Annotated in this window: 22 protein-coding genes; 5 read left to right on the plus strand and 17 right to left on the minus strand. The window is 69.4% G+C overall.

The features are described from left to right. Positions 1 to 34: 34 nt before the first annotated feature. The 17 genes from ACQ614_RS38720 to ACQ614_RS38800 all read right to left on the minus strand — a co-directional run bounded on the left by ACQ614_RS38720 (position 35) and on the right by ACQ614_RS38800 (position 18,205). The gene (locus ACQ614_RS38720; protein ID WP_431684183.1) at positions 35 to 736 is read right to left on the minus strand and encodes an SDR family oxidoreductase; all 702 of its coding nucleotides are present in this window, start codon (positions 734 to 736) and stop codon (positions 35 to 37) included. Further along, positions 733 to 1,785 carry a nucleoside hydrolase gene (locus tag ACQ614_RS38725; protein WP_431684184.1) on the minus strand — a complete coding sequence of 351 codons (1,053 nt, stop codon included), beginning with the start codon at positions 1,783 to 1,785 and terminating at the stop codon, positions 733 to 735. Before ACQ614_RS38725 ends, ACQ614_RS38720 begins: the two co-directional genes overlap by 4 nt. Positions 1,786 to 1,789: 4 nt before the next feature. Further along, a complete protein-coding gene (locus ACQ614_RS38730) occupies positions 1,790 to 3,232 on the minus strand; it encodes a GuaB1 family IMP dehydrogenase-related protein (RefSeq protein ID WP_431684185.1) in 1,443 nt (480 codons plus the stop codon). 69 nt (positions 3,233 to 3,301) lie between these two features. Next, on the minus strand, positions 3,302 to 4,030 hold the full coding sequence (locus ACQ614_RS38735) for an HAD family hydrolase (RefSeq protein WP_431684186.1): 729 nt from the start codon (positions 4,028 to 4,030) through the stop codon (positions 3,302 to 3,304). Then, positions 4,027 to 4,842 carry a class I SAM-dependent methyltransferase gene (locus tag ACQ614_RS38740; protein WP_431684188.1) on the minus strand — a complete coding sequence of 272 codons (816 nt, stop codon included), beginning with the start codon at positions 4,840 to 4,842 and terminating at the stop codon, positions 4,027 to 4,029. The genes ACQ614_RS38735 and ACQ614_RS38740 overlap by 4 nt, the downstream gene beginning before the upstream one ends. Before the next feature lie 5 nt (positions 4,843 to 4,847). Then, the gene (locus ACQ614_RS38745) at positions 4,848 to 8,570 is read right to left on the minus strand and encodes a beta-ketoacyl synthase N-terminal-like domain-containing protein (RefSeq protein ID WP_431684189.1); all 3,723 of its coding nucleotides are present in this window, start codon (positions 8,568 to 8,570) and stop codon (positions 4,848 to 4,850) included. Continuing rightward, the gene (locus tag ACQ614_RS38750; protein ID WP_431684142.1) at positions 8,567 to 13,579 is read right to left on the minus strand and encodes an amino acid adenylation domain-containing protein; all 5,013 of its coding nucleotides are present in this window, start codon (positions 13,577 to 13,579) and stop codon (positions 8,567 to 8,569) included. The genes ACQ614_RS38745 and ACQ614_RS38750 overlap by 4 nt, the downstream gene beginning before the upstream one ends. A gap of 66 nt (positions 13,580 to 13,645) precedes the next feature. After that, the gene (locus ACQ614_RS38755) at positions 13,646 to 14,092 is read right to left on the minus strand and encodes an ester cyclase (protein WP_431684143.1); all 447 of its coding nucleotides are present in this window, start codon (positions 14,090 to 14,092) and stop codon (positions 13,646 to 13,648) included. A gap of 544 nt (positions 14,093 to 14,636) precedes the next feature. After that, positions 14,637 to 15,224: a hypothetical protein gene (locus ACQ614_RS38760; RefSeq protein WP_431684144.1), complete on the minus strand. Its 588-nt coding sequence runs from the start codon at positions 15,222 to 15,224 to the stop codon at positions 14,637 to 14,639. A gap of 101 nt (positions 15,225 to 15,325) precedes the next feature. Further along, positions 15,326 to 16,030 carry a hypothetical protein gene (locus tag ACQ614_RS38765; RefSeq protein ID WP_431684145.1) on the minus strand — a complete coding sequence of 235 codons (705 nt, stop codon included), beginning with the start codon at positions 16,028 to 16,030 and terminating at the stop codon, positions 15,326 to 15,328. Continuing rightward, positions 16,027 to 16,497 (minus strand): hypothetical protein, encoded by a 471-nt coding sequence (locus ACQ614_RS38770; RefSeq protein WP_431684146.1) that lies wholly within the window; start codon positions 16,495 to 16,497, stop codon positions 16,027 to 16,029. The genes ACQ614_RS38765 and ACQ614_RS38770 overlap by 4 nt, the downstream gene beginning before the upstream one ends. Next, positions 16,494 to 16,697, minus strand: coding sequence for a hypothetical protein (locus tag ACQ614_RS38775; RefSeq protein WP_431684147.1), 204 nt, complete (start codon positions 16,695 to 16,697; stop codon positions 16,494 to 16,496). Before ACQ614_RS38775 ends, ACQ614_RS38770 begins: the two co-directional genes overlap by 4 nt. Next, the gene (locus tag ACQ614_RS38780; RefSeq protein WP_431684148.1) at positions 16,679 to 17,041 is read right to left on the minus strand and encodes a hypothetical protein; all 363 of its coding nucleotides are present in this window, start codon (positions 17,039 to 17,041) and stop codon (positions 16,679 to 16,681) included. Before ACQ614_RS38780 ends, ACQ614_RS38775 begins: the two co-directional genes overlap by 19 nt. Continuing rightward, positions 17,038 to 17,322 (minus strand): hypothetical protein, encoded by a 285-nt coding sequence (locus ACQ614_RS38785; RefSeq protein WP_431684149.1) that lies wholly within the window; start codon positions 17,320 to 17,322, stop codon positions 17,038 to 17,040. The genes ACQ614_RS38780 and ACQ614_RS38785 overlap by 4 nt, the downstream gene beginning before the upstream one ends. Next, complete coding sequence (locus ACQ614_RS38790) at positions 17,319 to 17,639, minus strand: hypothetical protein (protein WP_431684150.1); 321 nt, start codon at positions 17,637 to 17,639, stop codon at positions 17,319 to 17,321. Before ACQ614_RS38790 ends, ACQ614_RS38785 begins: the two co-directional genes overlap by 4 nt. 76 nt (positions 17,640 to 17,715) lie before the next feature. After that, positions 17,716 to 17,883: a hypothetical protein gene (locus tag ACQ614_RS38795; RefSeq protein ID WP_431684151.1), complete on the minus strand. Its 168-nt coding sequence runs from the start codon at positions 17,881 to 17,883 to the stop codon at positions 17,716 to 17,718. Positions 17,884 to 17,980: 97 nt separating this feature from the next. After that, on the minus strand, positions 17,981 to 18,205 hold the full coding sequence (locus ACQ614_RS38800) for a hypothetical protein (protein WP_431684152.1): 225 nt from the start codon (positions 18,203 to 18,205) through the stop codon (positions 17,981 to 17,983). Positions 18,206 to 18,489: 284 nt separating this feature from the next. Here ACQ614_RS38800 and ACQ614_RS38805 point away from each other — a divergent pair, with 284 nt between their 5' ends. From ACQ614_RS38805 to ACQ614_RS38825, 5 genes are all read left to right on the plus strand, one after another. Then, positions 18,490 to 19,311, plus strand: coding sequence for a ParA family protein (locus ACQ614_RS38805; protein ID WP_431684153.1), 822 nt, complete (start codon positions 18,490 to 18,492; stop codon positions 19,309 to 19,311). 71 nt (positions 19,312 to 19,382) lie between these two features. After that, complete coding sequence (locus ACQ614_RS38810; RefSeq protein ID WP_431684154.1) at positions 19,383 to 19,577, plus strand: hypothetical protein; 195 nt, start codon at positions 19,383 to 19,385, stop codon at positions 19,575 to 19,577. Positions 19,578 to 19,723: 146 nt separating this feature from the next. Next, entirely contained in the window at positions 19,724 to 21,127 is a 1,404-nt protein-coding gene (locus ACQ614_RS38815) for a DUF2637 domain-containing protein (RefSeq protein ID WP_431684155.1), read from the plus strand. 200 nt (positions 21,128 to 21,327) lie between these two features. Then, the gene (locus ACQ614_RS38820; RefSeq protein WP_431684156.1) at positions 21,328 to 23,235 is read left to right on the plus strand and encodes a type IV secretory system conjugative DNA transfer family protein; all 1,908 of its coding nucleotides are present in this window, start codon (positions 21,328 to 21,330) and stop codon (positions 23,233 to 23,235) included. Then, positions 23,232 to 23,948, plus strand: a complete 717-nt coding sequence (locus tag ACQ614_RS38825; RefSeq protein ID WP_431684157.1) for a hypothetical protein — start codon at positions 23,232 to 23,234, stop codon at positions 23,946 to 23,948. Before ACQ614_RS38820 ends, ACQ614_RS38825 begins: the two co-directional genes overlap by 4 nt. The last annotated feature ends 53 nt before the right edge of the window (positions 23,949 to 24,001 follow it).

Raw genomic sequence — 24,001 nt, forward strand, 5'->3', positions numbered from 1 at the left:
CCTATGGTTTCCTTCCCAAGGGTGTGATGGCCCGTCACAGACGGCCAGCAGGGTGGCGCACGTGGATTTCCTCGACCACGGCGTGCGGGGCGACTCGTGCGGTGTGGACGATGATGTCCGCCACCTGCCATGAGCAGAGCATGCGAGTGGTGTCCCACTCGTCGGGCTGGCCGAATTCCAGGAGCCCGTCGGTGGCACCGGGGGCGATAACGGTGACCGCGATCCCGCGGCCGCGGAGTTCTTCGCGGATGGTGGCGGAGAACCCGAGGAGCCCGTGCCGGGCGGCCACGTAGGCCGACCAGTTCGGGTAGGGCTCCTTGGCGGCCATCGAGGCGACGTTGACGATCAGACCGCCGCTGCGCATGTGGCCGACGGCGTGTTTGCAGGCAAGGAAGACCGTGGTCAGCCCGGTGTGGAGCTGGGTTTCCCAGTCGGCGAGGGAGAGCTGGTCGAACGGGCAGGGAGTGGCGCCGCCGACCGCGGTGACCAGGATATCGATGCCGCCGTGCCGGTCGGCGGCCAGCTGCATGGCTTGGGCGACCGCCGGCTCGTCGAGGAAATCACAGGCCAAAGTGGCCTCGGCGAACTCCCTGGGAAGCCGTGCCGGCGCTTTGGAGGGGGTGGCGTTGTTGTCGCACACGGCAACGACGTTCATCCCGGCCTGGGCCATGGCCAGGGCGGTCTCCCGGCCGACGCCGTGACCGGCCCCGAGGATGACAGCGGTCCTGCGGTTCACCGGCCGGCCCTCCGGGCGTGCACCGGCCCGGGTTGCTCCATGGGGCAGGTGGACGCGGCCTGCCCCTGGTGGAGCGGTTCGGTCAGGAGCGTGTCGCGGAACAGCGTGGTGTAGTGCGGCCCGTCGATGCCGTGGGCGATTTCGACCATGGGCGGGCGCGGGCCTGAGGTGGCCCGCCGCCGGTTGGGGTCCCGGCGGTCGACCACGGTGGTGCCGCGGCTGAACGTGCCGGAGAGTTCCACGCTGGTGGGAAGCGGTGTGGTGGTCAGGGCGCTGGGGTCGGAGGCTGCGGCGACTGCTCCGGCGTCGCCGAGTGAGGCGCGTCCGGCCTTGCGGTAGCGGTCGTGGAGGAGGAGGCCGGCCAGCCGGGCGGCGGGCAGGTCGGAGGTGCGGAGGGCTTCGACGGTGCCCGGGTCGACCTGGGTCTGGAAGTAGACGTCGAGTCCGTACATGAGGGCGGGTACCGGGGTGTCGAGGACGATGTGGGCAGCTTCGGGGTCGGCATGCACATTGAATTCGGCGGTCGGGGTGGCGTTGCCGCCGCATGTGCTGCCGGCCATCATCACGATGCGGCCGAGCCGGGCAAACACCTCCGGGTACATGCGGGCGAAGAGCGCGGCGTTGGTCTGGGGGGCGAGCAGGACGAGAGTGACGGGCCGGGGGTTGGTGGCGACGATGTCCCGCATGACTTCGACCGCGTGCCGGGGGTCGGGGGTGCGGACGGGGGCGGGGACGGGCAGGTCGCCGAGTCCGTCACTGCCGTGGACGTGGCGGGCGTCGTGGGGCGGCTCGACCAGGGGCCGGGCCGCCCCACGGGCGACCGGCAGGTGCGGTGCGCCTGCGGCGTCCAGGACGCGCAGGGTGTTGCACACGACGGTGTCGACGTCAACGTTGCCGTTCACGCAGGTGATGGCGCGCAGGTTGAGGCGCGGGCTGCGCAGGGCGTAGAGGATGGCGAGGGCGTCGTCGCATCCGGTGTCCACATCGAGGATGACGTCCTGGGACAGGCCGTGTTCCTCGGTGCGGGTGCTGCTGCCGGTCGCGGTCATGATGTCACCACCCTCCGGGCGAGGGCTTGCCCTCCTCGAAGCTGGCCGGGCTCTGCAGGGCGAGGACGGCCCGGTTCTGGAAGTCGGGGATGGAGGTGGCGCCGCTGTAGGTCAGGGCGCTGCGCAGGCCGCCGCTGAGGTGGTCGACGATGTCCTCGATGCCGGGGCGCTGGGGGTCCAGGTAGAGGGTGCTGCCGCTGAGTCCCTCGTCGAACATGAGTCGCTGCTGCAGGTAGAAGGGGTCCTTGTCGCGGTAGCGGTGGCGTACGGCCCGGCTGGAGGCGACGCCGAAGACCTCCTTGTACCAGCGGCCGTCGGCGCCGCGGGCGATGGGGGCGGGGCTTTCCAGGCTGCGGCCGAACAGTGAGCCGATCATGACGGTGGAGGCGCCGGCGGCCAGCGCGAGGGCCACGTCGCGGGGGTAGCGCACGCCTCCGTCCGACCAGATGGTCTTGCCCAGTTCCCGGGCCACCTCGGCGCATTCCAGGAGACTGGACAGCTGGGGGCGGCCGGATCCGGTGACCATGCGGGTGGTGCACATCGCTCCCGAGCCGACTCCGATCTTGACGGCGTCGGCTCCGGCTTCCAGGAGCACCTTGGTGGTGTCGCCGGTCGCGGCAACGCCGGCGACCAGGAAGCGGTCCCCGATGGCGTCGCGCAGTCGGCGGACGGTGTCGGCGGCCCGGTCCTGACTGGCGTTGGCGGCGTGCAGGATGATGACGTCGGCGCCGCGGGCGATGAGGGCGGTGGCCCGTTCCACGGGGTCGGCCAGCATGCCGACCGCGACAGCGGTGAGCAGTCGGCCGGAGTCGTCGACGGCGGGTCGGTAAAGGGTGGCCCGCACCGCCCCGGCGCGGGTGAGGATGCCAGCGATCGTGTCCCCGTCGGTGATGACGGCGGCGTTGACGTCCGCATCGACCATGGCGTCGAAGGCCTTGCGCGGTTCGGTGCCGGGGGGCAGTTGGAGGAAGTCGGTGGGGCCGGGCAGCTGGGAGAGCAGGTCGGTGGGCTGGCCTGCTTCTAGGTCTGCGCCGGTGAGGAGCCGGACGGGCCGCTGCTGGGGGTCGACGACGACGAGGGCGTCGTGGGCGCGCTGCATGATGGCGAGCCGGGCCTGGGCCATGGTGGTGTCGGCGGGCACCGTCACCGGGGTGTCGTAGACGGCGTGCCGGGACTTGAGCCATTCCAGGGTGTCGCCGACGTCTTCGACGGTGAGTTCCTTGGGGAAGACCGCCAGGCCGCCGCGTCGGGTGAGGGTCTCGGCCAGGCGCCGGCCGGTGACCGTGACCATGCTCGCGGCGATCAGCGGGGTCGGCAGGGCCAGGCGGTCGGGCGCGGTGATGTCGACGTCCTGCCGGGACCAGCCGGGGAAGTGCTGGGGCCGCAGGAAGACGTCGGCGAAGGTCAGCTCGTAGGGAGGCGTGATGTTGCCGTGGAATCGCACCATGGCGGTCATCCTTTACTTGGGTGGGAGTAGTCGTTCGTGTGGAGTGTTACTGGGCCCCGGGGAGGCGGTTTACATTCCGTCCGGAGTGCCGGAGTTGTTCCTGCCGGGCCCCAGGTGGGAAAGCTCTTCGATCTTCTGGGCTATGTGGCGCAGATCGGAGACTATGGTGGTGCCTGCCTTCTTCAAGGCGGCACGGGCGGCGTAGCCGTGCTCGACGAGGATTGCTTCCAGGCCGAGAGCGGCCGCCGCTGCGGCGTCTTCGGCGGTGTCGCCCACCACGATGACGCGGGAGTCCTGCGGGGAGATTTTCAGCTGCTCGAGGTGACGGGTGAGGGCATGGGATTTTCCGGCTGATATCCGGTGCCTGCTTCCTTCGATCAGGACAAAGCGGTCGGCGATGCCCAGGCGGGAGGCCGATGCGGAGAGATGGTCGTGGTCGGCCAGGGACAGGAGGGAGTTTTGGCATCTCTGCCCGGAAACTTCGTCCAGTACTTCGATGGCGCCGCTCCTGAGGTGGCATCCAAGATGTCTTCCGTAGTAGACGGCCCGGTAGCGTTCGATGATCTGCCTGAGCTCGCCGTCGTCGACGGGCCGCCCGAGCAGGTTCTCGTAGAACTTCCGCAGCGGCTGGGAGAAATTCCCCCGGAACCGTTCGACGGTCAGCCGGCCGCGCAGTTTTCCGGCCAGGGCGGCGGCGGTCGCCCGCACGGCGAGCTGGACATCGTCGAGCAGTGTGCCGTTCCAGTCCCACACGATGTGCAGCGGGCGCGTTTCGGGCGCGGCCGGTGGCTGCCTCATGCGACCACCTCCGGCCGGCCGGAGAGCGGTGAAGCCTGGATGGACTCTGCCGTCTGGAGCAGGTTGTCGGTGCTGTCCCTGGTCGCGGTGAGGACAGCGATGTGGGGATTGCGCAGGTATGCGGCGAACGCCTCGGGCGGGTCGGCCCCAGCGTCGTCCTGCCAGGTGGGCGGGTGCCACTGGATATCGGTGAATCCCGCAGCGCGCAGAGCGCATTCGTAGGACTCGCGGCGCCAGTACTGATACCGGATGGTGCACGGCGGTGGATCTCCGACGTCGAGTTCGATGGGATCGCCGTCCCTCGGGTTCGCCGGAATGCGGATCGCGAGCCCGCATTCCTGAGGAATGGGCAGCGTCGGATCGTAGTGCGAGTCATCGACGAGGAGGGCGATACGGCCGCCCGGGGCGGCGTTGGCGGCCATCCTTTCGCACATCCCCCGCAGCTCGTCCGGATCTTTCGCGTACGGCAGGAGGAACGCTGCACTGATGATGTCGAATCTGCCCAGCACGGGCATCTCCGCGGCAGCGTGCACGAGATATTCGATGTCTTCGGATTCCGCCGTGCGGGCACGGGCCTGGGCGATCATCCCGGAGGATATGTCGACCCCGACGACACGAGCGGCACCGTCCCGCCGAAACATCCGGGTGTAGGTGCCGTATCCGCAGCCCACGTCCAGAATTGACTTTCCCCGGACGGGCCCGATGGCGTCGAGATAGCTCGGGAAGACGATCCCCTGCCGGAAGGAGAGACGGTTGTTCCCCTCCTCGGCCGCGGTGTAGTCCGCCGCGAATACGTCGTACTGGGCGTTCATGGTCCTCACTTCCCCTGGCTGCTGGTTTCTGCGGCCGTGCTGCTCTGGCCGAGGGCCTGGCGCACCTCCTGCGACATCTGGGCCAGGACGTTGCCTCCTCCTGGCTCGATGAGGGCGTACCGGCGCTCCAGCAGCCATCGCAGGGACCGGGACCACAGGACCGGGTGGTCGATCTGTTCGGCCAGGTCGGTGGCCAGACGGGACGGGTCGTGGGGGCGCCCGGTGCGGTTCAGCAGGACGGGCAGGCGTGGCCGGGCGAGGTGTTGGGTGCTCAGGAACCCCTTGAAGCGGCGTGCTACGGCGTGCATGTGACGGGAGTGGTAGGGCCCGCCGATGACCAGGCGCTGGGTGCGGGCGCCGGTCTGTGCAGTGAGGAGAGCTTGCGCCTGCCGGATGCGGGGAGTGTGGCCCGCGAGGACGTACCGGGTGGGTGCGTTGAAGCAGGCCACGTCGACGGAGTGCAGCCGAGTGCGCTGGAGAACCTCCAGCAGTTCGTGGGCCGGCAGTCCCTGGACGGCGAGCATGGCTCCTTGGACCCGGGCCATGAGGTGCGCGCGGTGGATCACGATGCGCAGGCCGGTGCGGAAGTCGAAGACTCCGGCCGCATGCAGTGCGTTGAACTCACCCAGGCTGTGGCCCAGCAGCGCGTCCGGGGCGCGGCCGTGCTCGCGCAGCCAGCTGCGGTAGGCGACCGCGTTCGCGGTGTAGATCAGCGGCTGGGCCAGGGTGGTCTTGGCCAGCCACGCGCCTGGGGACTGCTCGTGGAGAAGCGCGTCCAGGGATCGCCCGAGCTCGTCTTCTGCCGTGGCGACGAGGTCGGGTGCCTGGTCACGGAGCTGCCGGTAGTCGATCTTGCGGGCGATGCCCTGCCCGGAGAACATGACGGCAAGAGGGGCGGCGCCGTGTGTACCGGCGCCTTCGCTCTGGCCGACTGCCCGCGGCCTGGTCCGCGTGTGGGCGAGGGAGCGTGTCAGGGCCTGGTCGAGCGCCGCCGCCGAGGCACGGACGGCCCCGCCCGGCTGCAGCAGGGTGAAGTGGTTGGCGGCCACGCGCACCACAGTCGGCGCACTGGTGGTCAGCCCTGCCCAGCTGTAGTCGAGTGCCGGTCCGACAGTGCCGTTCGCGGATGCGCTGCCGAAGGCCGGTTCCCACGGTTCGGTGGCTTGTACCAGGGTCAGTGCCCCGGTGAGTTTGCCGCTGGGGCGGTATTGCGCCGCGAGCCGCTGGTTGTCCTCCCATGCGTTCAGGAGTCCCTCGAGCACGGCGCCGGCCGCTGCGGTCTCCCCAGAGTGCTGGATGGCGGAGGGGTCCCCAACGGTTGCGGTGGCAAGGGCTGGATCGGTGAGGATGCGCTGGGCATCGGATCGGTTGAAGGCGCCGAGCGCACTGCCCTGGCCGGGAGTGGCGGTGTCGAAGGCGACCAGGTGGGCCACGCTCTCACCGGCCCGCTGCAGTTGCAGGGCCATCTCGAGGGCGACGAGTCCGCCGAAGGAGTAGCCGCCCAGGAGGTAGGGGCCGTGCGGCTGGAGCCTGCGTATGTGCTCCACATAATGTCCGGCCAGGCGTTCAACAGATGGGGGGCTGCCGGGACCTGGCCGGTAACGCAGCGCGAAGAGCGGGGTGGTGCTCTGGCTGTGCCGGGCCAGTTCGGCAAAGCAGGTCACGGTGCCGGCCGCAGGGTGGATGAGGAACATGGCAGGTCCCTCCCCGTCCGGCCGGATGGCAACGAGCGGTCCGCCGTCCTGCCCGCTGTGGTCCTCGGCCGGTTTGCGGCCAAGGTGTGCGGCCAGTCGGCGAGGGGTCCGCAGGCTTGCCAGATCATCTACCGACACCGGGCGTTGGAGGCGGTCCTGCAGGCGGGCGGCAATCTCGAGCATGGTCAGGGAGCTGATGCCCTGCTCCCACAGATCGCCGTCGTCTTTCAGATCGGGTGCGGGCCACACACTCGTGATCGTTTCCATGACGGCGGCATGGACCTGCACGTAGGACGAGGGAGCGCCGACCGCGACAGGCCGCTGTACGGAGGAGGCAGGGGTGGGCTCGATCCAGAACCTGTGCCGGTCGAAGACGGTGCAGGGAAGCGAAACCTTGACGGCTGCGGCCAGGAGGGGTCCACGACCTGGCCGGTGGTCCGTGCCGGTCTGCTGGGGCTCGTCGGCTGTCAGGGGTGCGGGATCGGCGGCAAGGGTGCTGAGCTGGTCGCTGAGGTGCTGGGTGCTGTCGGCGAGGAACTCGACTGCGATCCCGGGGCGACCAGGCCGGGCGCTCAGGCTCAGGGTGAGGTCATCGATGCGGATGTCGGGGTGGCGCTCCAGGTGGTCGGCGAGTTGGTGAGCCAGCCGCCGAAGCCCAGCTTCGGTGCGGCCCGACACGACGATCGGGTACGGGCCCGAAGGCGGTGCCGGCCGCGCGGGTTGGGCCGGTGCTTGGGAGAGGATGCAGTGTGTATTGGTACCGCCCATGCCCACCGATGACACGGCCGCGGCTTTCAGTGGTGCCGTCGGCCGGTGCAGCCGGGTGTGGACGGTGAATGGGGTGGCCGCAAGGTTGAGGGCGGGGTTGGGCCGGGCGTAGTTGATCTGTGGCGGGATGGTCTGCTCGGACAGGATCAGGGCGGTCTTGATGAGGCCGGTTATGCCAGCGGCGGCATCGAGGTGCCCGAGGTTGGCCTTGATGCTGCCCAGCGCGCAGGCCGGGGCCGGGCCGCCCGCCCGGCCGTAGGCCTCGGCCAGGGCCATGAACTCGATGGGGTCCCCGAGCCGGGTACCGGTGCCGTGTGCCTCGATGAAGGCGATGTCGCCGACGGCGACGGACGAGCGTTCCAGGGCGGTGGAGATGACTCGCGCCTGGCCGGTGATGCTGGGCGCGGTGAAGCCGGGCTTGGTGGCGCCGTCGTTGTTGACCGCGGTGGCCCGGATCACGGCGTAGATGTGATCGCGGTCCGCGACCGCGTCGGGCAGGCGCTTGAGCACCACCACGCCGCAGCCGCTGCCGGGGACCATGCCGGTGGCGTCCGCGTCGAAGGACCGGCAGTGCCCGTCCCGGGAGAAGCTGCCGCCCTCCTGGTAAAGGTATCCGGCGGTCTGCGGCACCATAATGCTCACTCCACCGGCAATCGCCACATCGCAGTCCTGCCGATCCAGGGCCTGGACCGCCAGGTGGAGTGCGGTGAGGGAACTCGAGCAGGCACTCTGCACCGTCATGCTGGGGCCGCGCAGGTCCAGCCGGTAGGACACCCGCGTGGACAGGAAGTCCTTGTCGCCGCCCAGCAGCACGGGGTAGGTGAACTCCCGGCCGTGGAACTCCTCCGAGCGCAGGACGTTGCGTACCAGGTAGGAATTCTGGCTGCAGGCGCCGAAGACACCGGTGCGCTCGCCATGGACGGCCGGCGGGCAATTAGCGTCCTCCAGCGCCTGCCAGACGCACTCCAGGAACACCCGGTGCTGAGGGTCCATCAGGCGCGCTTCGTCAGGGCCGATGCCGAAGAACGCCGCGTCGAAGTCCTCGATATTGGTGAGTGCGCCGCCGCGCCGCACATGACCGGGGGCGGTGGCGGCCGGATCCAGCCCGGCCGCCCGGAGTTCCTCGTCGGTGAAATCCCGGACGGCTTCCCGACCGGACAGCAGCAGATCCCACAGCCCGAATACGCCGATGTCGCCCGGGAAGCGTCCGGCCATGCCGATGATCGCTATGCCGTCGTGGGCCACGGCGGTGTCAGACGGCTTCATCGGATCTCTCCTTGGACCGGACTTCCGGCGGACTGCGAGGCGGGTGCCAGGTGTCGGCGAATGTGTTCGGTGTAGGCACGCACCGTGGGGTACCGGAACAGGTCGAACAAGGTGACGTCCTCGCCGAGACCGAACTCCTCAACGACGCGGGCGTGGATCTCGGCCAAGTGCAGGGACTGGCCGCCGAGCTCGAAGACGTTCACGTCGTCGGCGATATCGCTCCGGCCGAGCACGGCCTCCCAGATCGCCCGCACCCGGGCCGCGACACTGTCAGCGTGACCTGGCTGCTGCGACGGAGCCGGAGAAGCCGCTGCCACAGAGCGCAGTGCCGCCCGGTCGGCCTTGCCGTTGGGAGACTGCGGTATACGCGGGACCGGGACGAGCCGGGCGGGGACCATGTACCAGGGCAGGGCGTAGGCCAGGTGGCCCCGGATTGCCTCCAGCGGATCGGGCCGGCTGGGGTCTGCGGGGACGTAGTAGCCGACCAGGTGCCGCTCTTCTCCGTCCTCGAGCAGCACCACCGCGTCACTGATCCCGGGGTGGGAGCGCAGGCACGCCTCGATCTCGCCGCATTCGACCCGGTAGCCGTGCACCTTGACCTGGGAGTCCATGCGGCCGAGCAGCTCCAGGACACCGTCGACCCGCCACCGGGCGAGGTCCCCGGTCCGGTACATCCGGCCGCCCCAGTCGGAGGTGAAAGGATCGGGCAAGTACTTGGCCGCGGTGATGTCCGGCCGGTTGACGTAGCCGCGTGAGACTCCCGCCCCGCCGATGTACAGCTCACCCACCACACCCCGGGGCACCGGCTGGCCGTGCTCGTCGAGCACATAGACGGTGGTGTTGCCGCAAGGCCGGCCGATGGGAATGTCGCCGTCGGTGTCGCTCCTTGTGATCCGGTGCAGCGTCGACCAGATCGTCGTCTCGGCCGGACCGTAGGCGTTGAACAGCGTCAGGCCGCTGGAGAGCAGCGTCTTCGCCAGATCGCGCGGCAGCACCTCTCCGCTGGAGATCGCCGTGAACCCGCCCGGCGGTTGCCAGCCGGCTGCCAGCAGCAGCCGCCACGCCAGCGGCGTGGCCAGCATGAACGTGACCCGGCCGCTGTGCAGCCGCTCGGCCAGCCCAGCGGCATTGGCCGGCTCATCGGCCGGTGACAGCACGATGCGGGCGCCCACCGTCAGCGGCCCGAGCAAGTCGAAGATACCCAGATCAAAGGACGGCGGGTTGACCGCAGCACAGCGGTCCTGCCCCGTAAGGCCCACCGCGCCCGTCAGATAGGTGACGATGTTCACCATCGACCCGTGTTCCACAGCCACACCCTTGGGGCGTCCCGTGGATCCCGACGTGTGCACGATATAGGCCAGATCGCTCGGCCGGACCGCTACGTCGGGCAGCGGCAGTTCCTGGGCCGGCTCCTCGACGATCCGGTCCAGATCCAGCCGCTGCACGCCGGGCGCCTCGACAAAAACGGCGTCCTCATCGGAGACCAGCACCGTGGCCGCCGATTCCTCCAGGATCGAGACCAGGCGCGGCGCCGGACCGCGTGCGTCCAGCGGCACGTAGACGCCCCCGGCCTTCAAAATGCCCAGCACGACAGCGACCAAGTGGGGGGAACGGCTGGCGCAGACCGCCACCGGGTCCCCGAGTTCCACACCGGCGGCCCGCAGCCGGGCCGCTGCGCGGTCGGAGCGGTCGATGAGCTCCGCGTAGGACAGGCGCTGGTCATCCAGCTCCACGGCCACGGCATGTGGCGTGCAGCGTGCCTGGTCCGCGATCAGATCCTGCACACACACGTCCTGCGGGACGTCAAAAAGCGTGACTCCCCACTGTGCCAGCATCCGATGCTGCTCGGCGTCGGATATCGCAGGCAGTGCCGTGATCGGAGTCTGCTGCTGCCGGAAGGCCTCTTGCAGCAGCCGCTCCAGCGCGGCCGTCCACCGCTCGATGTCCTCACGGTCGAACAGCTCGGCCCGGTACTGGATTTCCATCTCCACTGCGTCGCCCGTGGTGCGCAGACCGATCCGTAGGTCGAATTTCGCGGTTTCCGGGTCCACGCACACCACCGAGCCCGTTGCCTTGCCGAAGTCGCTGTGGCGCGGGATGCCGTCGTCGGAGACCACCACGACCTGCACCAGGCCCCGGTTGTCCGCATCCCGGCGCGTGGCCAGGCGCTCCAGCACCAGTTCGAACGGCGCTTCCTGATGCGTGTAGGCGTCAAGCAGGTCGGTTCGGATCCGCTGTACCAGATCCTCGAAGCTCGGCTTCCTGGACAGGTCGACCCGCAGCGGCAGGAGATTCGCAAAATAGCCGACCGAGCGCGTCTCTTCTGCCCGGCTGCGGCCACCGGCCACCGTGCCCACCACGGCATCCTGTGTGCCGGCAAGCCGTCCCAGCAGCACACTCCACGCGGCGAACAGCATCATGAACGGCGTGACCCCGGCCTGCCGGGCGGCCCGGCGCAGCTCCTCGGAGACCTCCCGGCCCAGGCCGGTACTGACGATCCCACCTTCCCCGCGGGGAGATTCGCCACGGCGACGCGGCAGATCCAGCCGCGGCGGGGCACCGGACAGGTGGCGTTCCCAGAAAGACAGCGATTCCTCGTAGTCTCCGGCGACGGCCCGGGAGCGTTGCCGTGCCGCATACCGCCCGTACGGCACGGGAGTGGGCAGGTCCGGTCGGTCGGTGCCACAGACGGCGGCCGCATACAGGGCGCTCAGCTCGTCGATCACGACAGCGAACGAGAGCCCGTCGGTGATCGTGTGGTGCATCACCAGCGTCAGTAGGTGATCTTCTTCTTCCAGCGCGCTCAGCGATGCCCGCAGCAGTGGTCCCGATTCCAGGTCGAACGGCACCCGGGCGAACTCCGCCGCCTTCTCGCAGGCCCGGGACCATCGGCACCACCGGGGCAGGAATGAGTAGTCCGGCCGGTCGAGCGGTATCCGCAGGGAAGGGCGCACCCTCGTCTGCGGCGGACCGTCTGGGGAGGCCTCCAGCGTCATGCGCAGCGCGTCGTGGCGCGCGACGACCTCCTGCAGGCAGGTTTCCAAGAGATCTGCCTGCAGCGGCCCGGCGATCCGCAGCGCGACCACCTCGTTGAAACTGGCCGAGCCGTTCAGTTGGCAGGCCCGCCAGATACCTTCTTGGCCGTAGGAGGCCAGGGTGCCTGCCGTCTCCGCGACGGGCTCCTGTAGGCCCTCGTCCCCCTCGCAGGCATCCCGTTCCATCTCATCGGCCAGCTCTTGAAGAGAGCCGGCGGCAAGGATGCGGGAGACCGCGAGCGGCCGGCCGCCGACCTCCGGCAGCCGTGCGGCCAGCCGCGCCGCCGTCAGCGAGTCACCGCCGAGCGAAAGGAAGCTCGCTTCCCGGTCGATTTCTGTCCGGTCAAGAATTTCCCGGCAGACCTGGGCCAAGGTCTCCGCCCGCGAAGAGCGCCCGGGCGCTTGGGCGCGGCCCTGCGTTCCCGAGGGGAAGGGATCGGGCAGTGCCCCGTAGTCGATCTTCCCGTTCGGAGTCAGCGGCAGCCGGTCCACCGCCACCACGGCTGCAGGTACCTCATGTCCGGGCAGCCGTTCCCGCAGATAGCCGGACAACTCGGTCTCCGAGGCGCGTGCACCGGCGTGCTGGGCCGCATACGCCACGATCCGCTTCGTTGTACCGGACTGGTGTACGACGACTGCCGCGTCCGCCACGCGCGGATGCCCGGCCAGCTCCCGCTCGAGTGCGGCCAGCTCTATCCGGAAACCGCGGATCTTGACCTGCCGGTCCTGTCGGCCATGGAATTCCAGGATCCCGTCTGCGCGCCAGGCCGCCAGATCTCCGGTCCGGTACATTCGCGCCGCTGGATCTTCCCCATACGGATCGAGCGGGAACTTTTCGGTGGTCAATGCCCCATCGTTGACATACCCGAGGGCGACACCGTCCCCACCGACGCACAGCTCTCCGACTTCTCCCGGAGCAGCCATGGAGCCGTCTTCCAGGAGCACATAGCATGTCGAATTCCGAATCGGCCTGCCGATCGGTACTGACTTACCCGCGGCATCCGTTTCGGCGATCTCGTGGAACGACGATACCACCGAGTTCTCCGTGGGGCCGTAGGCGTTGACCAGCCGGGGAGATCCGTCTTCCCCGAGGACCCTATGGGCCACATCAAGGTTCAACGATTCCCCGCCGACCACGAGGTCCCGCACGCCTCGAAATGCCGCAGGACGAACGCTTGCCACGTGGTGGAAAACCGCTGTCGGCAGAAATACCACGGCCGGGCGCTCTGCCTGGACGAAATCCTGGAAACGCCCCGGGTCGAGCAGGGTATCGCTGTCCAGCAGGCAGAGCTCGGCTCCATTCAGAAGGCCGCACCAGACTTCCAGAACAGAGGCATCGAATCCCAGCGTTGCGCCGTGCGTCAGGCGATCACCCGGAAACACGGGAAGAAACTCCCTATCCGCGGCAAGGCGCATGACTCCGCGGTGCGGTATCGCTACACCCTTCGGGCGCCCCGAAGTTCCTGAAGTGAACATCACATAGGCGGGATCCGCGGCAGAAACATCTGCATGAAGGTTTCCAGCCGAGGACACGCCGGCGGAGAGATCGACTACCACCGGAGACGGCCACAGCGACCGATGTGCCCCTTCTCCCCAGGTCACCACATGGCGCACATCGGCGGCCTCGGCCATGTACGCCAGGCGGGCATCCGGATAGCCCGGGTCCAGAGGCACATAGGCCCCGCCGGCCTTGAGTACGGCGACCATGGCCGCCACCGCCTCAACCGACCGGCCCCCCAGCACGCCGACCCGATCCCCCCGAGAAACACCCCGCTCCCGCAGGCCGTGTGCCACATGGTTGGCCAGGGAATTCAACTGACCATAGGAGAGCCGACGGCTCCCGTCGCGCACAGCGACAGCCGACTCCTGCCGCTTCACCACAGATTCGAACAGTTGGTGAATGCACAGGTCGCGGCGATACGGCGCGCGAGTTTCATTCCACGCATGCTGCGGAAAGTTTGCAAGCTGAACCATGATGCCTCTTCGCGGGATAAATCTCTGCCCAGAGAACGCCGGGCGGCCAACGAACACGTCGGCTGGCTATGACGATCGACTGGACTTCTGTGCACTCAGCGCTTGAGAAATCTGGACATTGGCATGGTGGATCTGCTCAACGTGCCGGAGTTCGGCAACCCGGCCATCGCGAATCGTGGAGATATCGATGCCGCAATAACTGATCGCCTCCCCGGTGGGAGGCATGCCGAGCCATTCCCCTGTGTGCACCGCCGTGAACCGCCAGTTGGTCACTGCCACTCCGCCGCCAAGATCGGCAGAGAAAAGAATTTCGTGGTCGCGGTTCGAGAATGCCCCGGCCACCATCTCGACCAGATCGCGCATCGCCTGCAAGCCGGTGGAAATCCCCGGAAAGGGATCATGGTCAACAAAGTCCGGAGAGAAAACGTTCTCAACTTCAGATATGTCGCCACTATTGAAAAGGTCGTACATCTTCTTGGCGGCATCAACAGGGCTGGACGTGTGAATGGCCACGGGCTTGCTCGATTCTGTCTGCATTGGCTGCGAGCGAGTTGATGACCTGGGGCTTCTGTGGCTGCACTTGAAGGTCCCGGTCGTGCGGCCGCCGCAACGCGGCGAAATCCGAACGACGGCAGGCTGAAAGATGGGTCCGGATGTCGCACGGCGGCCTTGACGTCCACAGTTGTCCGCTTTGCCCGAAATGATGCGAGTAGTTGGTACTTAGATCTATCGCCGCACATTGCTCACCCGGCACCGATGCAGAGCAAGCTGCGCGAGACCGGCTTGGGTGCGGCTGTCAGAGCTTCGGGGGTGAGTGGGTGCTGGGACAGACTGGTGATCGTGCCTGAGTGCAGCTGCTGGGCCAGACGCCTGATCGGCCCGACTCCCGCCACAGGTGTGGGTCTATACAGCCAGAATCAGAGACAGCGCCAATGATCGGCTACGGAAAGCTACTTGTCCGTTGGCCGCAGCTATACGAGAACAGTCTGTCGAGGACCTGTCGACACGTAAGAGGGCCCGGACACCGTGGTGGTGTCCGGGCCCTCCCGAGTTGGTGTCAGCTGATCATCTGGATCCGCAGCGCGTCCATGATGGCCACTCGCAGGCTGTCCTGCGTGTATCCGTCGCGGTCCATCTGCTCGACCTCGTGGTCCCACCCGGTCGGCACAATCTCCGGGTTGCTGCGGAGGATCGAGAGCGGCTCGGGGCCGGTCGGCTTGGTGATCCACTGCAGAAGGGTTTCGGCGTCGGCGCCGACGATGGCGGCGGCCATCAGGTAGCCGCGGAGAATCCGGAGCGTGGCCCCAGACCAGAAGTCCTGGCCGGAGGTGTCGACGCCCAGGATGTGGGCGGCGTACGAGGTGGCGGTGTCCGGGTTGGTGCAGGCGCTGAAATCCAGGACCGACCACGGCTTCGGCTCGGAGAACGTGATGTCGACCGGGCTGTGCTGGGCGGGGATCGGCAGCCGCTCGGCGCGGCGCTTCAACGACTTGACGGCGTCGGTGTCGAACCGCAGCCAGCTGCGGCCGATCTGCCCCTCGTCGTTCTCGGTGTAGGCGACCAGGACGGCGGTGCCGTCCGCGCTGGCCTCCAGACCGAACCGGGTGACGGTGCCAACGATCTCGGTGTTGGGTACGGGCTTCACGGGGTTCTCCTCGGGGGTTGTGCCCAGCGTGGGCGCCGAACTTTCGACCGTACCCGGGGCGGGTGCGGTCCTGCGGTGGAACGGGAAACGGGAGGTCTGGGTCACTCCAGCTCGCTGGTCTTCACCGACACGGGGATCGTGGCGGCCGCGGTATACGAGGCGAGCTGCGGCAGGGCGTGGACGCCCAGCAGCGCGGGCTGGAACGTCGCGGGGTCGACCTGCTGCCGCTGCTCGATGGCCTGGGCCAACAGCAGCCCGTAGGCGAGGGCCTGGGCCTGGGTGGTGCCCTGGATCTGCGCGACCTGCACGTCGGCGATCCGGTGGACCTGGGCCATCTGCAGCTCGTGGTACCGCTCTTCGGCCTTCTCGCGGGCGGCCCGCCAGTGCCGGGCGCTGACGGAGTAGACCAGGGCGGTGGCGACCAGCCACAGGATCAGCGCGAGCGCGAGGCTTGCGGTGTAGGCGGCGACGCCGATCAGCGCGAGGGCGCCGGCGGCGGCGAACGCCACGGCGGTGATGACCTCGTGGCCGTGCTGCTTGGCGGCGGAGACGACGCCGTGGAACGTGGCGCCGGCGGCGAGGGCGATCATCAGCGCGGCGTCGCCCCAGCTGCCGGCGGCGCCCTGGGCGTTCCAGACCCGGGCGAGGATCAGCGCGGTGGTGGTGGTGGTGACGGGCAGCACCCGGCCGCCGTATCGGCTGGTCAGGTACCAGCCGACGCTCTGGATCTGCGGCGGGGTCGCGGGCACCAGCGGCGTAACAGTCGCGGGCGGCAGCGACCACACGGGCAGGTTCTGCGGGTTCATCGGGTGATCTCTCTCTCGTGGCTCTGGTGGGGTTCGGCTCGCTGCTCGGCGAGCAGGTGGTCCTCGCGGCGGAGGCGGTCGGCTTCCTCGTCCGCGCGCCGCTGCTGGCGGCTGGCCGGGGTCCGGGGCTGGCGGGCGTTCGGCTGCCGGGCGGGCGGGGGCCAGGGGCGCTGGTCGGCCACCTGGTAGACCTCGACCCGGCCGGGGTTGGCGGTGCCGGGCGGCGAGGGGTGAAGGCGGGCCTGGACCCGTCCCCGGTAGATCACCTCTCCGCCGGGCAGGACCAGTGCGGTGTTGAAGTCCGGCATCCCGGTGGGCCGTACCGGTACGGCGTCGGCCGGGGTGAGCTCGGTTGGGTCGACGGTCCACCCGTCGATGCACAGTCCGCGGGCGTCGACCGTGACCTGGTGACCGGATCGCTCGATGGTCAGCCGGGGCCCGGCGGGCGGGGGCTTGCGCTCCCTCACGGCCCGGCCTCGGCGTCCGGCGGCCGGTCGGTGTCGATGGCCAGCTGGGTGCCGGGGTCGGCGGTCCGGCGGCGCCGGGCTGCCCGCCGGGGGGCGGCCGACCCTGCGGCCGGCCGCTCCTCGACGGCGACGTCCTCGGGGGCGAACAGCGCGAGCTGGTCCCCGGCGAACGGCCGGACCTTCACTCCGTCCACCGCCACGCGGTCAGCTCGTACATCTGCTGCAGGCCGGTCAGCGGGGCGGTGGAGGTGATGCCGTGCTCGTCGGTGACGACCACGGAGGCGGGCTGCTGCAGGCGCTGGTGTACCTGGAGCTCGCGGCCGCGCGGCCACTCCCACAGGGAGCTGAACTCCGGGCGCATGGTCCACGTCTGGCCGACGGCGGCGAGGACGTGGGGGTCGCCGTCGGTGATCCGCTCGCACACCAGCCGGTAGGCGGTGGCGGACGGCAGCCGGTCGAGCAGGATGACCCGGGCGACCTCGCGGTTGATGTGCTGGGCTGCCTGGCGCGGGGTCAGCAGCTGGTCGAGTGAGATGACGGTCATGCCCAGACCTCCTGGCGGCTGGTGAACGGGCGGCGGGCGGCGGCGGTGAGGGCGAGGATCCGGGCGGTGGCGAGCCACACGGCCAGCGGACGGGCCTCGGCCTTGCGGTAGAGCACCGCCCCGACGACCGCCGTGTGGGCGATGCCGGCGAACTGGAGCGCGTGCGTGAGGTCCTGGTGGTGGCGGAGCGCGAACGTGAGGACCAGGACGGCGGACAGCAGCGCGGCGATGGCGGACAGCTGGATCTCGGGCAGCTGGGCCCGGTAGGCGCTGTTGCTCATCGGGCCACCATCCAGCGGTCCATCAGGATCCACGCGGGGGCGTCCTGCACGGCCTTGGCGCGGGCCTTCGCGCGGGCCGCGGCCTCCGTCGGGTAGGCGCCGTACTCGGTGTGCAGCAGCTCGGCGCGCTCGTGCTCGGTCAGGCTCCACGCCACGGTGCGGACGGTGGGGCGGATCTGCAGGGACGTGGTCGCCCACGGCAGGTCGGCGGTGGGGACCTCGCTCTCGAACAACGCGATGGCGGCCCACCGGCGCAGGGCGTCGGGGTCGGTGATCCCCAGCTCGGGGAACGGGATGCGCTCGATCGGGTGGAGCATGGCGGGTCAGCCTCCTGGGCTGCCCGCCGGGCGGCGGTTGTCCGTCACCGCCCGGCGGGCTCGTGGTGACGGGTGATCAGCGCTGCTGGCCGTTGGCCGGCGCGGGCGACGGGGTGCTGGTGCCCAGGTGGGCCTGGGTCGCCTGGGCGAGCTGGTGGGAGGCCCCGATCAGCTCGCTGGTGCTGGCGACCCGCGGCTGGGGCGCGCTGTGCTGCTGCCCGCCGCTGTTCGTCTGCTCGCTCATCACTTGCCCCCGCCCTGCTGCGGCTGCGGCGCCGGCGGGGCGGGCGGCGGGGTCGGGATGGGCTGGTTCCCGTAGCCGCCGTTCACGTTGTAGTCGCTCATCGCGCCACCACCACGGACCCGCTGCGGCCGTCGCACGCCGGGCACGTCACGGTGTGCAGCACGCCGTCGATCCGGACCTGCACCGAGGCGAACCCGGAGCAGTTGAAGCAGCTGTGCAGCCGGACCGGCTCCACCAGCAACGCGACGAACGGGAGGCTCTTACGGCCGGGGCGGGCACCCACCCGCCGACCCGCACGGGGCGGCCTGAGAGACTTGGACATGACGATCCCTCCGATACAGGGGTTGTCGGGCCCAGGAGGCGGTCGCACGCCTGCCTGGGTAGAAGGGGCTGGACCTTGCCGGGTCTGGCCCCTTCGTCGTGCCGTCCTGGCACGCTTCCAATGTACAGCGATACAGACGTCTGTCAATACAGATGTACAGCGGTACAGCTGTCTTTGCATCTGTACAGGCAACGATCTATCATTAGTGCCAGATGCACAGCTGGCAGGTCATACACCGGTACAACTGGGCGTATGACCAGACCTACAGACAGGAGGTGGCACTCATGACTCCCACTCTGCTGACTCCCCGCCGGGTGGCGGTGATCGCCCGCAAGGGGGGCGTGGGCAAGACCACCACCACGGTGCAGCTGGCGATCGCGCTGACGATCATCTACAAGATCAAAGTCTTGGTGATCGACCACGACCCGCAGGGCAACGCCACGGCCCGACTGGGGGTCAAGGAGGGGGAGCCGGCACGGACGCTGAACGACGTCTACAGCTGGACCCTCACCCACCCGACCTTCGGGCTGGGCCCAGCGATCCACCCGACCACCTGGCCCGGCGTCTACGTCGTGGCCGGTGAAGAGGCGCTCAAGTACCGCGAGGGTGAGGGCGAGCACCTGGCCAGCCTTCGGCTTCGCCTGGCCTGCGAGCGCTCCGGCCTCGACCTGGCCGACTTTGGGGCGGTCCTCATCGACACGCCCCCTGGAACCGGGGTGCTGCTGCTGAACGCGATCCTCGGCGCCCACGGAGTCCTCGTCGTCACCGACCCCGAGCCGGACGGACTGACCGGCGCGGACAAGGCGATCACCTCAGTGGAGAGCATCCGGGAGACGCAGTATCCGGAGCTCGACGTCCTCGGCGTCATCGTCAACCGCTACGACCCCTCAGTCGGCGAACACGAGCGGTGCATCAACGACCTGATCGCCGCTCACGGCGAGAAGGTCTGGACGCCGTGGGTGTCCGAGCGGGCCAGCGTCAAAACCGCCCGCGGGCTCAAGCGCCCGGTCCAGGAGATCAAGGACAACGGCGCCCGCGCCTACGTCCGCCAGCTCAACAACCACGCCCGGCGCCTCGGCGCGTGGCTCAACCTGCAGGAGAACTGACCATGTCGTCCACCGGCGCACAGCGCGAACCCGCACTTCCCCCCAAGTCTCCGGACTCCGGAAAGGACCCCATGACCACCGCACCCGCGGCGCCCGTCCCGGCCCGCACCAGCGCGGGCCGACCCGCCGGCGCCAAGCAGCTGACGGTCTGGATCGACGGAGATCTGCACAAGCGCATGTCGCGCTACAAGGTCGAGTCGGGGCAGGACCTCAAGACCCAGGTAGAGGAAGCGATGGCCGCGTTCCTCGCGCAGAGGGGCTTTTGATGAACAGCCCCAGCGGTGTTGCGACCACCGCTGAGGCCCAGAACGTCGACCCCGGAATGGAGACCAACGTGCATCACGATCAGGATAAAGGCGGTGATCAGACCGCGAACCCCGCTGCTCGGAAGCGTCCGAATATCACCCGTGGGATGCGCCTGCTGATCGGCGTCGTCGCCCTGGGCGCCGCGACGATCGCGGGCATCGGCTTCGTCGGCTCCTACGGCACACTGCAGAAGCTCGGCGCGGACAACGACCTCGGCACCTTCTCCTACGCCTTCCCGATCGGCGTTGACGTCGGCATCGTGGTCCTGCTCGCACTCGACCTGGTGCTGACCTGGCTCGGCATCAAGTTCGCGCTGCTGCGGCGGACCGCGTGGCTGCTGACCGGCGCAACCGTGGCGTTCAACGCGGCCAGCGGCTACCCGAAGATCCTGCCGATGGCCCTGCACGCGGTGATCCCGCTGCTGTTCATCGTGGTGGTGGAGGGCGCCCGGGTCACCATCGCGCGGATGGCGGCGCTGGAGGCCGGCACCGAGCTGATGGAGGGCGTGCGGTTCTTCCGCTGGCTCCTCGCGCCGCGGGCGACGTTCTCGCTGTGGCGCCGGATGAAGCTCTGGGAGATCACCAGCTACCGGGAGATCGTGGACCTGGAGCAGAACCGCATGGCCTACCGGGCGATCCTCAAGCACGAGTACGGCCGCGGCTGGCGCCGGAAGGCTCCGATGGCCGCGCTGCTGCCGCTCAAGCTCGCCAAGTACGGCCGCGCTGTTCCGGAGCTGGAACCCCCGGAGACGGAGTTCTCCGCGAAGTACGCGCCCAAGGTGACCTTGGAACGGGCCGACCGTCCCACCGACCCGGCGGCGCCGGCGCTTCCGGCCGGACTCCCGGCGGAGCTGCTGGAGTGGATGGACGCCCTCGTCACGCGGGTCGAGCGGGTGGAGACCACCACCGCGCCGGTCGCGGTGGAGCCGTCCCGCCCGGCCGCGCTGAACAAGGGCGCGGGCATCGTGCCGCTCGGTATCCGGTCGCCCAAGCCTGCGACCACCCCGTCGCCATGGTTCGGCGGCGCCCCGCAGCAGCCGCAGCCGGTCTCCGACTACGCGGCGGCCCTCGCGGAGATGGGCCAGGCGCCCGCCCCGCAGCCCCAGTTCGACCCGTGGGCTGAGGTCTCCCGGCCGCAGGCCGCAGAGTTCCACCGCCCGGAGGTCCACGCCCGGATCCCCCAGCAGCAGCCGGAGCTGGTCGAGCAGCCGCAGCCGGTCGAGCCGGTGGCGGACCTCGAGTACGCCGTCCCGGAGGCCGAGCCGGTGGAGGTGCTGGAACCCACCGAGCCGGGGGTGGAACAGCTGGAGGAAGGGCCGCAGGCCGGTCCGGTCGACGGGCCGAAGCTGAGCAACAAGCTGCACCTGGTCCAGCTCTACGGGGCGTTGTCCCCGGAAGACCTGGCCCTGCCGGACCTGCAGCTCGCGGAGAAGCTGGCGCCGAAGATCGGGGCCACCGTGGGCACCACCCGGAAGTACATCGGTCAGATCAAGTCCGGTCGGCTCGGCTGACCTGACGCCGGGGCGGGTACGCACGATGCCCACCCGGACGGGTGGAACTCTCGTCCCACCCGCAACTGGAAACACCTGGAATGTGTCAGAGCGGACGCGTACGGTGATCGTCCCGATCACCAGCCCCGCCTAAAACAGGAACGCCCCGGGCGGCGCTGGAACCGCCGACCCGGGGCCTGGACCACCGAGAGGAAACCTCGATGAACCAGCTCGACCCCCAGGCTACCGACACCACCACGGACACCGGTAGCTGGCCCACCAGCACGAACGCCCGCAACTGGCCCGCCTTCGCCGCGGCCGCCGTCCCCGGCCTGCCGCTCGCTGCGGGCGAGCAGAACCCCGTCCCGGCCCCGTCGTCGGGTGCGGGCTTCGGCGAGGTCATGGGCACCTTCGGCCACCTCGTCTGGGGCATCCTCGGTGCCATGCCGGGCGGGCACCTCGGCGGCATCGGCCTGAGTGCGGCTGGCCTCGGTGCGTACGTCATGTACGCCAAGGACCTGAAGCCGAAGGTGGGCCCGGTCCGCAAGAAGGGCCCGAACGCGGACGGCTGGGCAACGAAGAAGGAACTGCGCAAGAACCTGTCGGCCACGGCGGTGAAGCGCCGGGCGGCGACCCTGCAGCCCTCCCTCGCCGAGACGCCCTGGCGGAAGGTCAACCCGCTGCAGGTCTCGCTGCGGCTGGGCAACGACCTGATGCACCAGCGGGAGCTGTACGTCTCTTGCGAGGACGGCCTGCTGCTGTTCGCGCCCCCGCGCGCGGGCAAGACTGCGTTCCTCGGCGGTCCGGTCATCGACGCCCCCGGCGCTTGCGTGGTGACCACCACCCGTGGCGACCTCCACGACGTGACCGCCGCGATGCGCGCGAAAATCGGCCCGGTGCTCGTCTTCAACGGCGACGTCGCCGGCGTCGCGAACACCCTGCGCTGGAACCCGGTGGAGGGCTGCACCGACCCCAACGTCGCGGTCCGCCGCGCCGGGTACATCCTGGCTGGCACCGCCACCGGCACCGACATGGAGAACGGAACTTTCTGGACCTCGAACTCCTTCCGGGTGCTGCGGACCTACCTCATGGCGGCGGCCCTCGGCGGCATGACCCTGCTGGACGTCCGGCGCTGGGTCTCCCGCCCCTCCGACCCACAGCCGCTGCAGATCCTGCAGGCGAACGCGGCCCGCGTCCCGGCGGGCTGGGCGGACGACCTGCAGCAGGCTGTCAGCGCCCCGGACCGCACCCGCGACTCGATCTACCTGACCCTGGGCATGTCCTTCGAGTTCCTGTCCCTGCCGCAGGTCTCCGACATCGTGCAGCCCCGACCTGGTGACGCCCCGTTCGACCCCCGCGCGTTCCTGCACGCCAAGGGCACCCTGTACCTGCTGGGCGAGGACCGGCCGTACGGCAGCGTCGCGCCGCTGTTCTCCTGCCTGACCGGCGAGCTGTTCACCGTGGCCCGCGAGATGGCCAAGGAATCGGACTCCGGCCGCCTCGACCCGTTCCTGCGGCTCGTCCTCGATGAGGCGGCCATCATCTGCCCGCTGCCGATCGACCGGTGGTCCTCGGACGCCGGCGGCTGGGGGATCCAGATCCTGGTGTCCGTCCAGAGCCTGGCCCAGCTCTACCAGCGCTGGGGCCGGTGGGGCGGCCAGACCATCTGGCAGAACCTCAACAAGGCGGTCCTGCCCGGCCTGTCCGTGCTGGAGGACCAGGAGATGGTCTCCGGCATGGTCGGCGAGCGCGAGGTGCAGGACGTCTCCCGCAGCGAGACGGAGGACGGCAAGACCAACCGCCACATCTCCGCCCAGCGCGAGCGCGTCATCACCCCCGACAAGGTCCGGACCCTCGACCCGGGTACCGCCATCGTGTTCCACCGTTCCACCACCCCGGTCCTGGTGGGATTCCAGGCGGTGTGGGACCGCGCGGACGTCAAGGCGATGGCCAAGGCGAAGAAGAAGAAGAAGGACAAGGCGTACGCCAAGGCGGTCAAGCGCGGCCTGGTCAACACGGTGCCCGCGCAGACGGCCCCGCCGATGCCTGAGTACAACCCGACCGTCCACACGCAGCCGATCCCCGCGCAGGCCCCGGCCGCGCAGAACGACGTCTGGAAGAGCGCATGAGCACTCCCACCACCCCGCCGTCGCGGCCGCCGTTCACCGTGCCCGTCGACACCAACACGCTCCGGCAGCTGGAACTCAGGCTCAAGGGCGAGATCTCCAAGAACTGGGGCGGCGTTGAAGCCCTCAACGCGAAGGTCAACCCCCTCGTCGTGGAGGTCGGCAAGCACGGCGCCCGACTCGACCGGTACGACGAACTGCGCATCCCCGAGCGCATCATCGAGATGTCGCGGATCATGGACGGCCTGGTCCGCCGGGCCCGCGCCGAAGTGCCGGTGTGGAACTGGAACGCCATGACCGCTGAAGAAGCGGGCGACGCCTGGGCCCTGCTGCTGACCTGGATCCGCGAGGTCTTCTACGTCCGCTGGCCGGCCGACTACCGCCGCGCGGTCACGGCCTGCTGGTTCCGGCACCCGGACGTGGTCGAGCTGATGAGCTGCCTCTACCTCTCGTGGCGCTGGGCCTACGAAGACGAAGACGGTACCCCGATCCGGATGGCGGAGTGGCTGGACCGCTGGCGGCCCTCCCTCGTCGCCCGGATGGTCGGAGAGACCAGCTCGATGGCCCAGTGCAGCTACGGCAGCCACCGGAACCCCTGGGACAACATCTCCCACCCCGACGACGGCGAGCTGTCCGCCTTCCTCAATGAGGAGTTCCAGCGACTCCAGCAGCGCGACGCCCACCGCGCCGCCCAGCAGCCCCAGCAGGGCGGCTGACCCCAGAACGTGGAACGGCCCCGGGACCTGATGGTCCCGGGGCCGTTCTGCGT

Origin of the sequence: Kitasatospora dryopteridis (assembly GCF_050749075.1) — a bacterium.
Taxonomy (GTDB): Bacteria; Actinomycetota; Actinomycetes; order Streptomycetales; family Streptomycetaceae; genus Kitasatospora.

Coding starts and splice junctions, on each gene's coding strand:
- ACQ614_RS38725 (WP_431684184.1), bottom strand. CDS start 1,785: ATGACCGCGACCGGCAGCAGCACCCGCACCGAGGAACACGGCCTGTCC.
- ACQ614_RS38730 (WP_431684185.1), bottom strand. CDS start 3,232: ATGGTGCGATTCCACGGCAACATCACGCCTCCCTACGAGCTGACCTTC.
- ACQ614_RS38735 (WP_431684186.1), bottom strand. CDS start 4,030: ATGAGGCAGCCACCGGCCGCGCCCGAAACGCGCCCGCTGCACATCGTG.
- ACQ614_RS38740 (WP_431684188.1), bottom strand. CDS start 4,842: ATGAACGCCCAGTACGACGTATTCGCGGCGGACTACACCGCGGCCGAG.
- ACQ614_RS38745 (WP_431684189.1), bottom strand. CDS start 8,570: ATGAAGCCGTCTGACACCGCCGTGGCCCACGACGGCATAGCGATCATC.
- ACQ614_RS38750 (WP_431684142.1), bottom strand. CDS start 13,579: ATGGTTCAGCTTGCAAACTTTCCGCAGCATGCGTGGAATGAAACTCGC.
- ACQ614_RS38765 (WP_431684145.1), bottom strand. CDS start 16,030: ATGAACCCGCAGAACCTGCCCGTGTGGTCGCTGCCGCCCGCGACTGTT.
- ACQ614_RS38780 (WP_431684148.1), bottom strand. CDS start 17,041: ATGACCGTCATCTCACTCGACCAGCTGCTGACCCCGCGCCAGGCAGCC.
- ACQ614_RS38785 (WP_431684149.1), bottom strand. CDS start 17,322: ATGAGCAACAGCGCCTACCGGGCCCAGCTGCCCGAGATCCAGCTGTCC.
- ACQ614_RS38790 (WP_431684150.1), bottom strand. CDS start 17,639: ATGCTCCACCCGATCGAGCGCATCCCGTTCCCCGAGCTGGGGATCACC.
- ACQ614_RS38795 (WP_431684151.1), bottom strand. CDS start 17,883: ATGAGCGAGCAGACGAACAGCGGCGGGCAGCAGCACAGCGCGCCCCAG.
- ACQ614_RS38800 (WP_431684152.1), bottom strand. CDS start 18,205: ATGTCCAAGTCTCTCAGGCCGCCCCGTGCGGGTCGGCGGGTGGGTGCC.
- ACQ614_RS38805 (WP_431684153.1), top strand. CDS start 18,490: ATGACTCCCACTCTGCTGACTCCCCGCCGGGTGGCGGTGATCGCCCGC.
- ACQ614_RS38810 (WP_431684154.1), top strand. CDS start 19,383: ATGACCACCGCACCCGCGGCGCCCGTCCCGGCCCGCACCAGCGCGGGC.
- ACQ614_RS38815 (WP_431684155.1), top strand. CDS start 19,724: ATGCGCCTGCTGATCGGCGTCGTCGCCCTGGGCGCCGCGACGATCGCG.
- ACQ614_RS38820 (WP_431684156.1), top strand. CDS start 21,328: ATGAACCAGCTCGACCCCCAGGCTACCGACACCACCACGGACACCGGT.
- ACQ614_RS38825 (WP_431684157.1), top strand. CDS start 23,232: ATGAGCACTCCCACCACCCCGCCGTCGCGGCCGCCGTTCACCGTGCCC.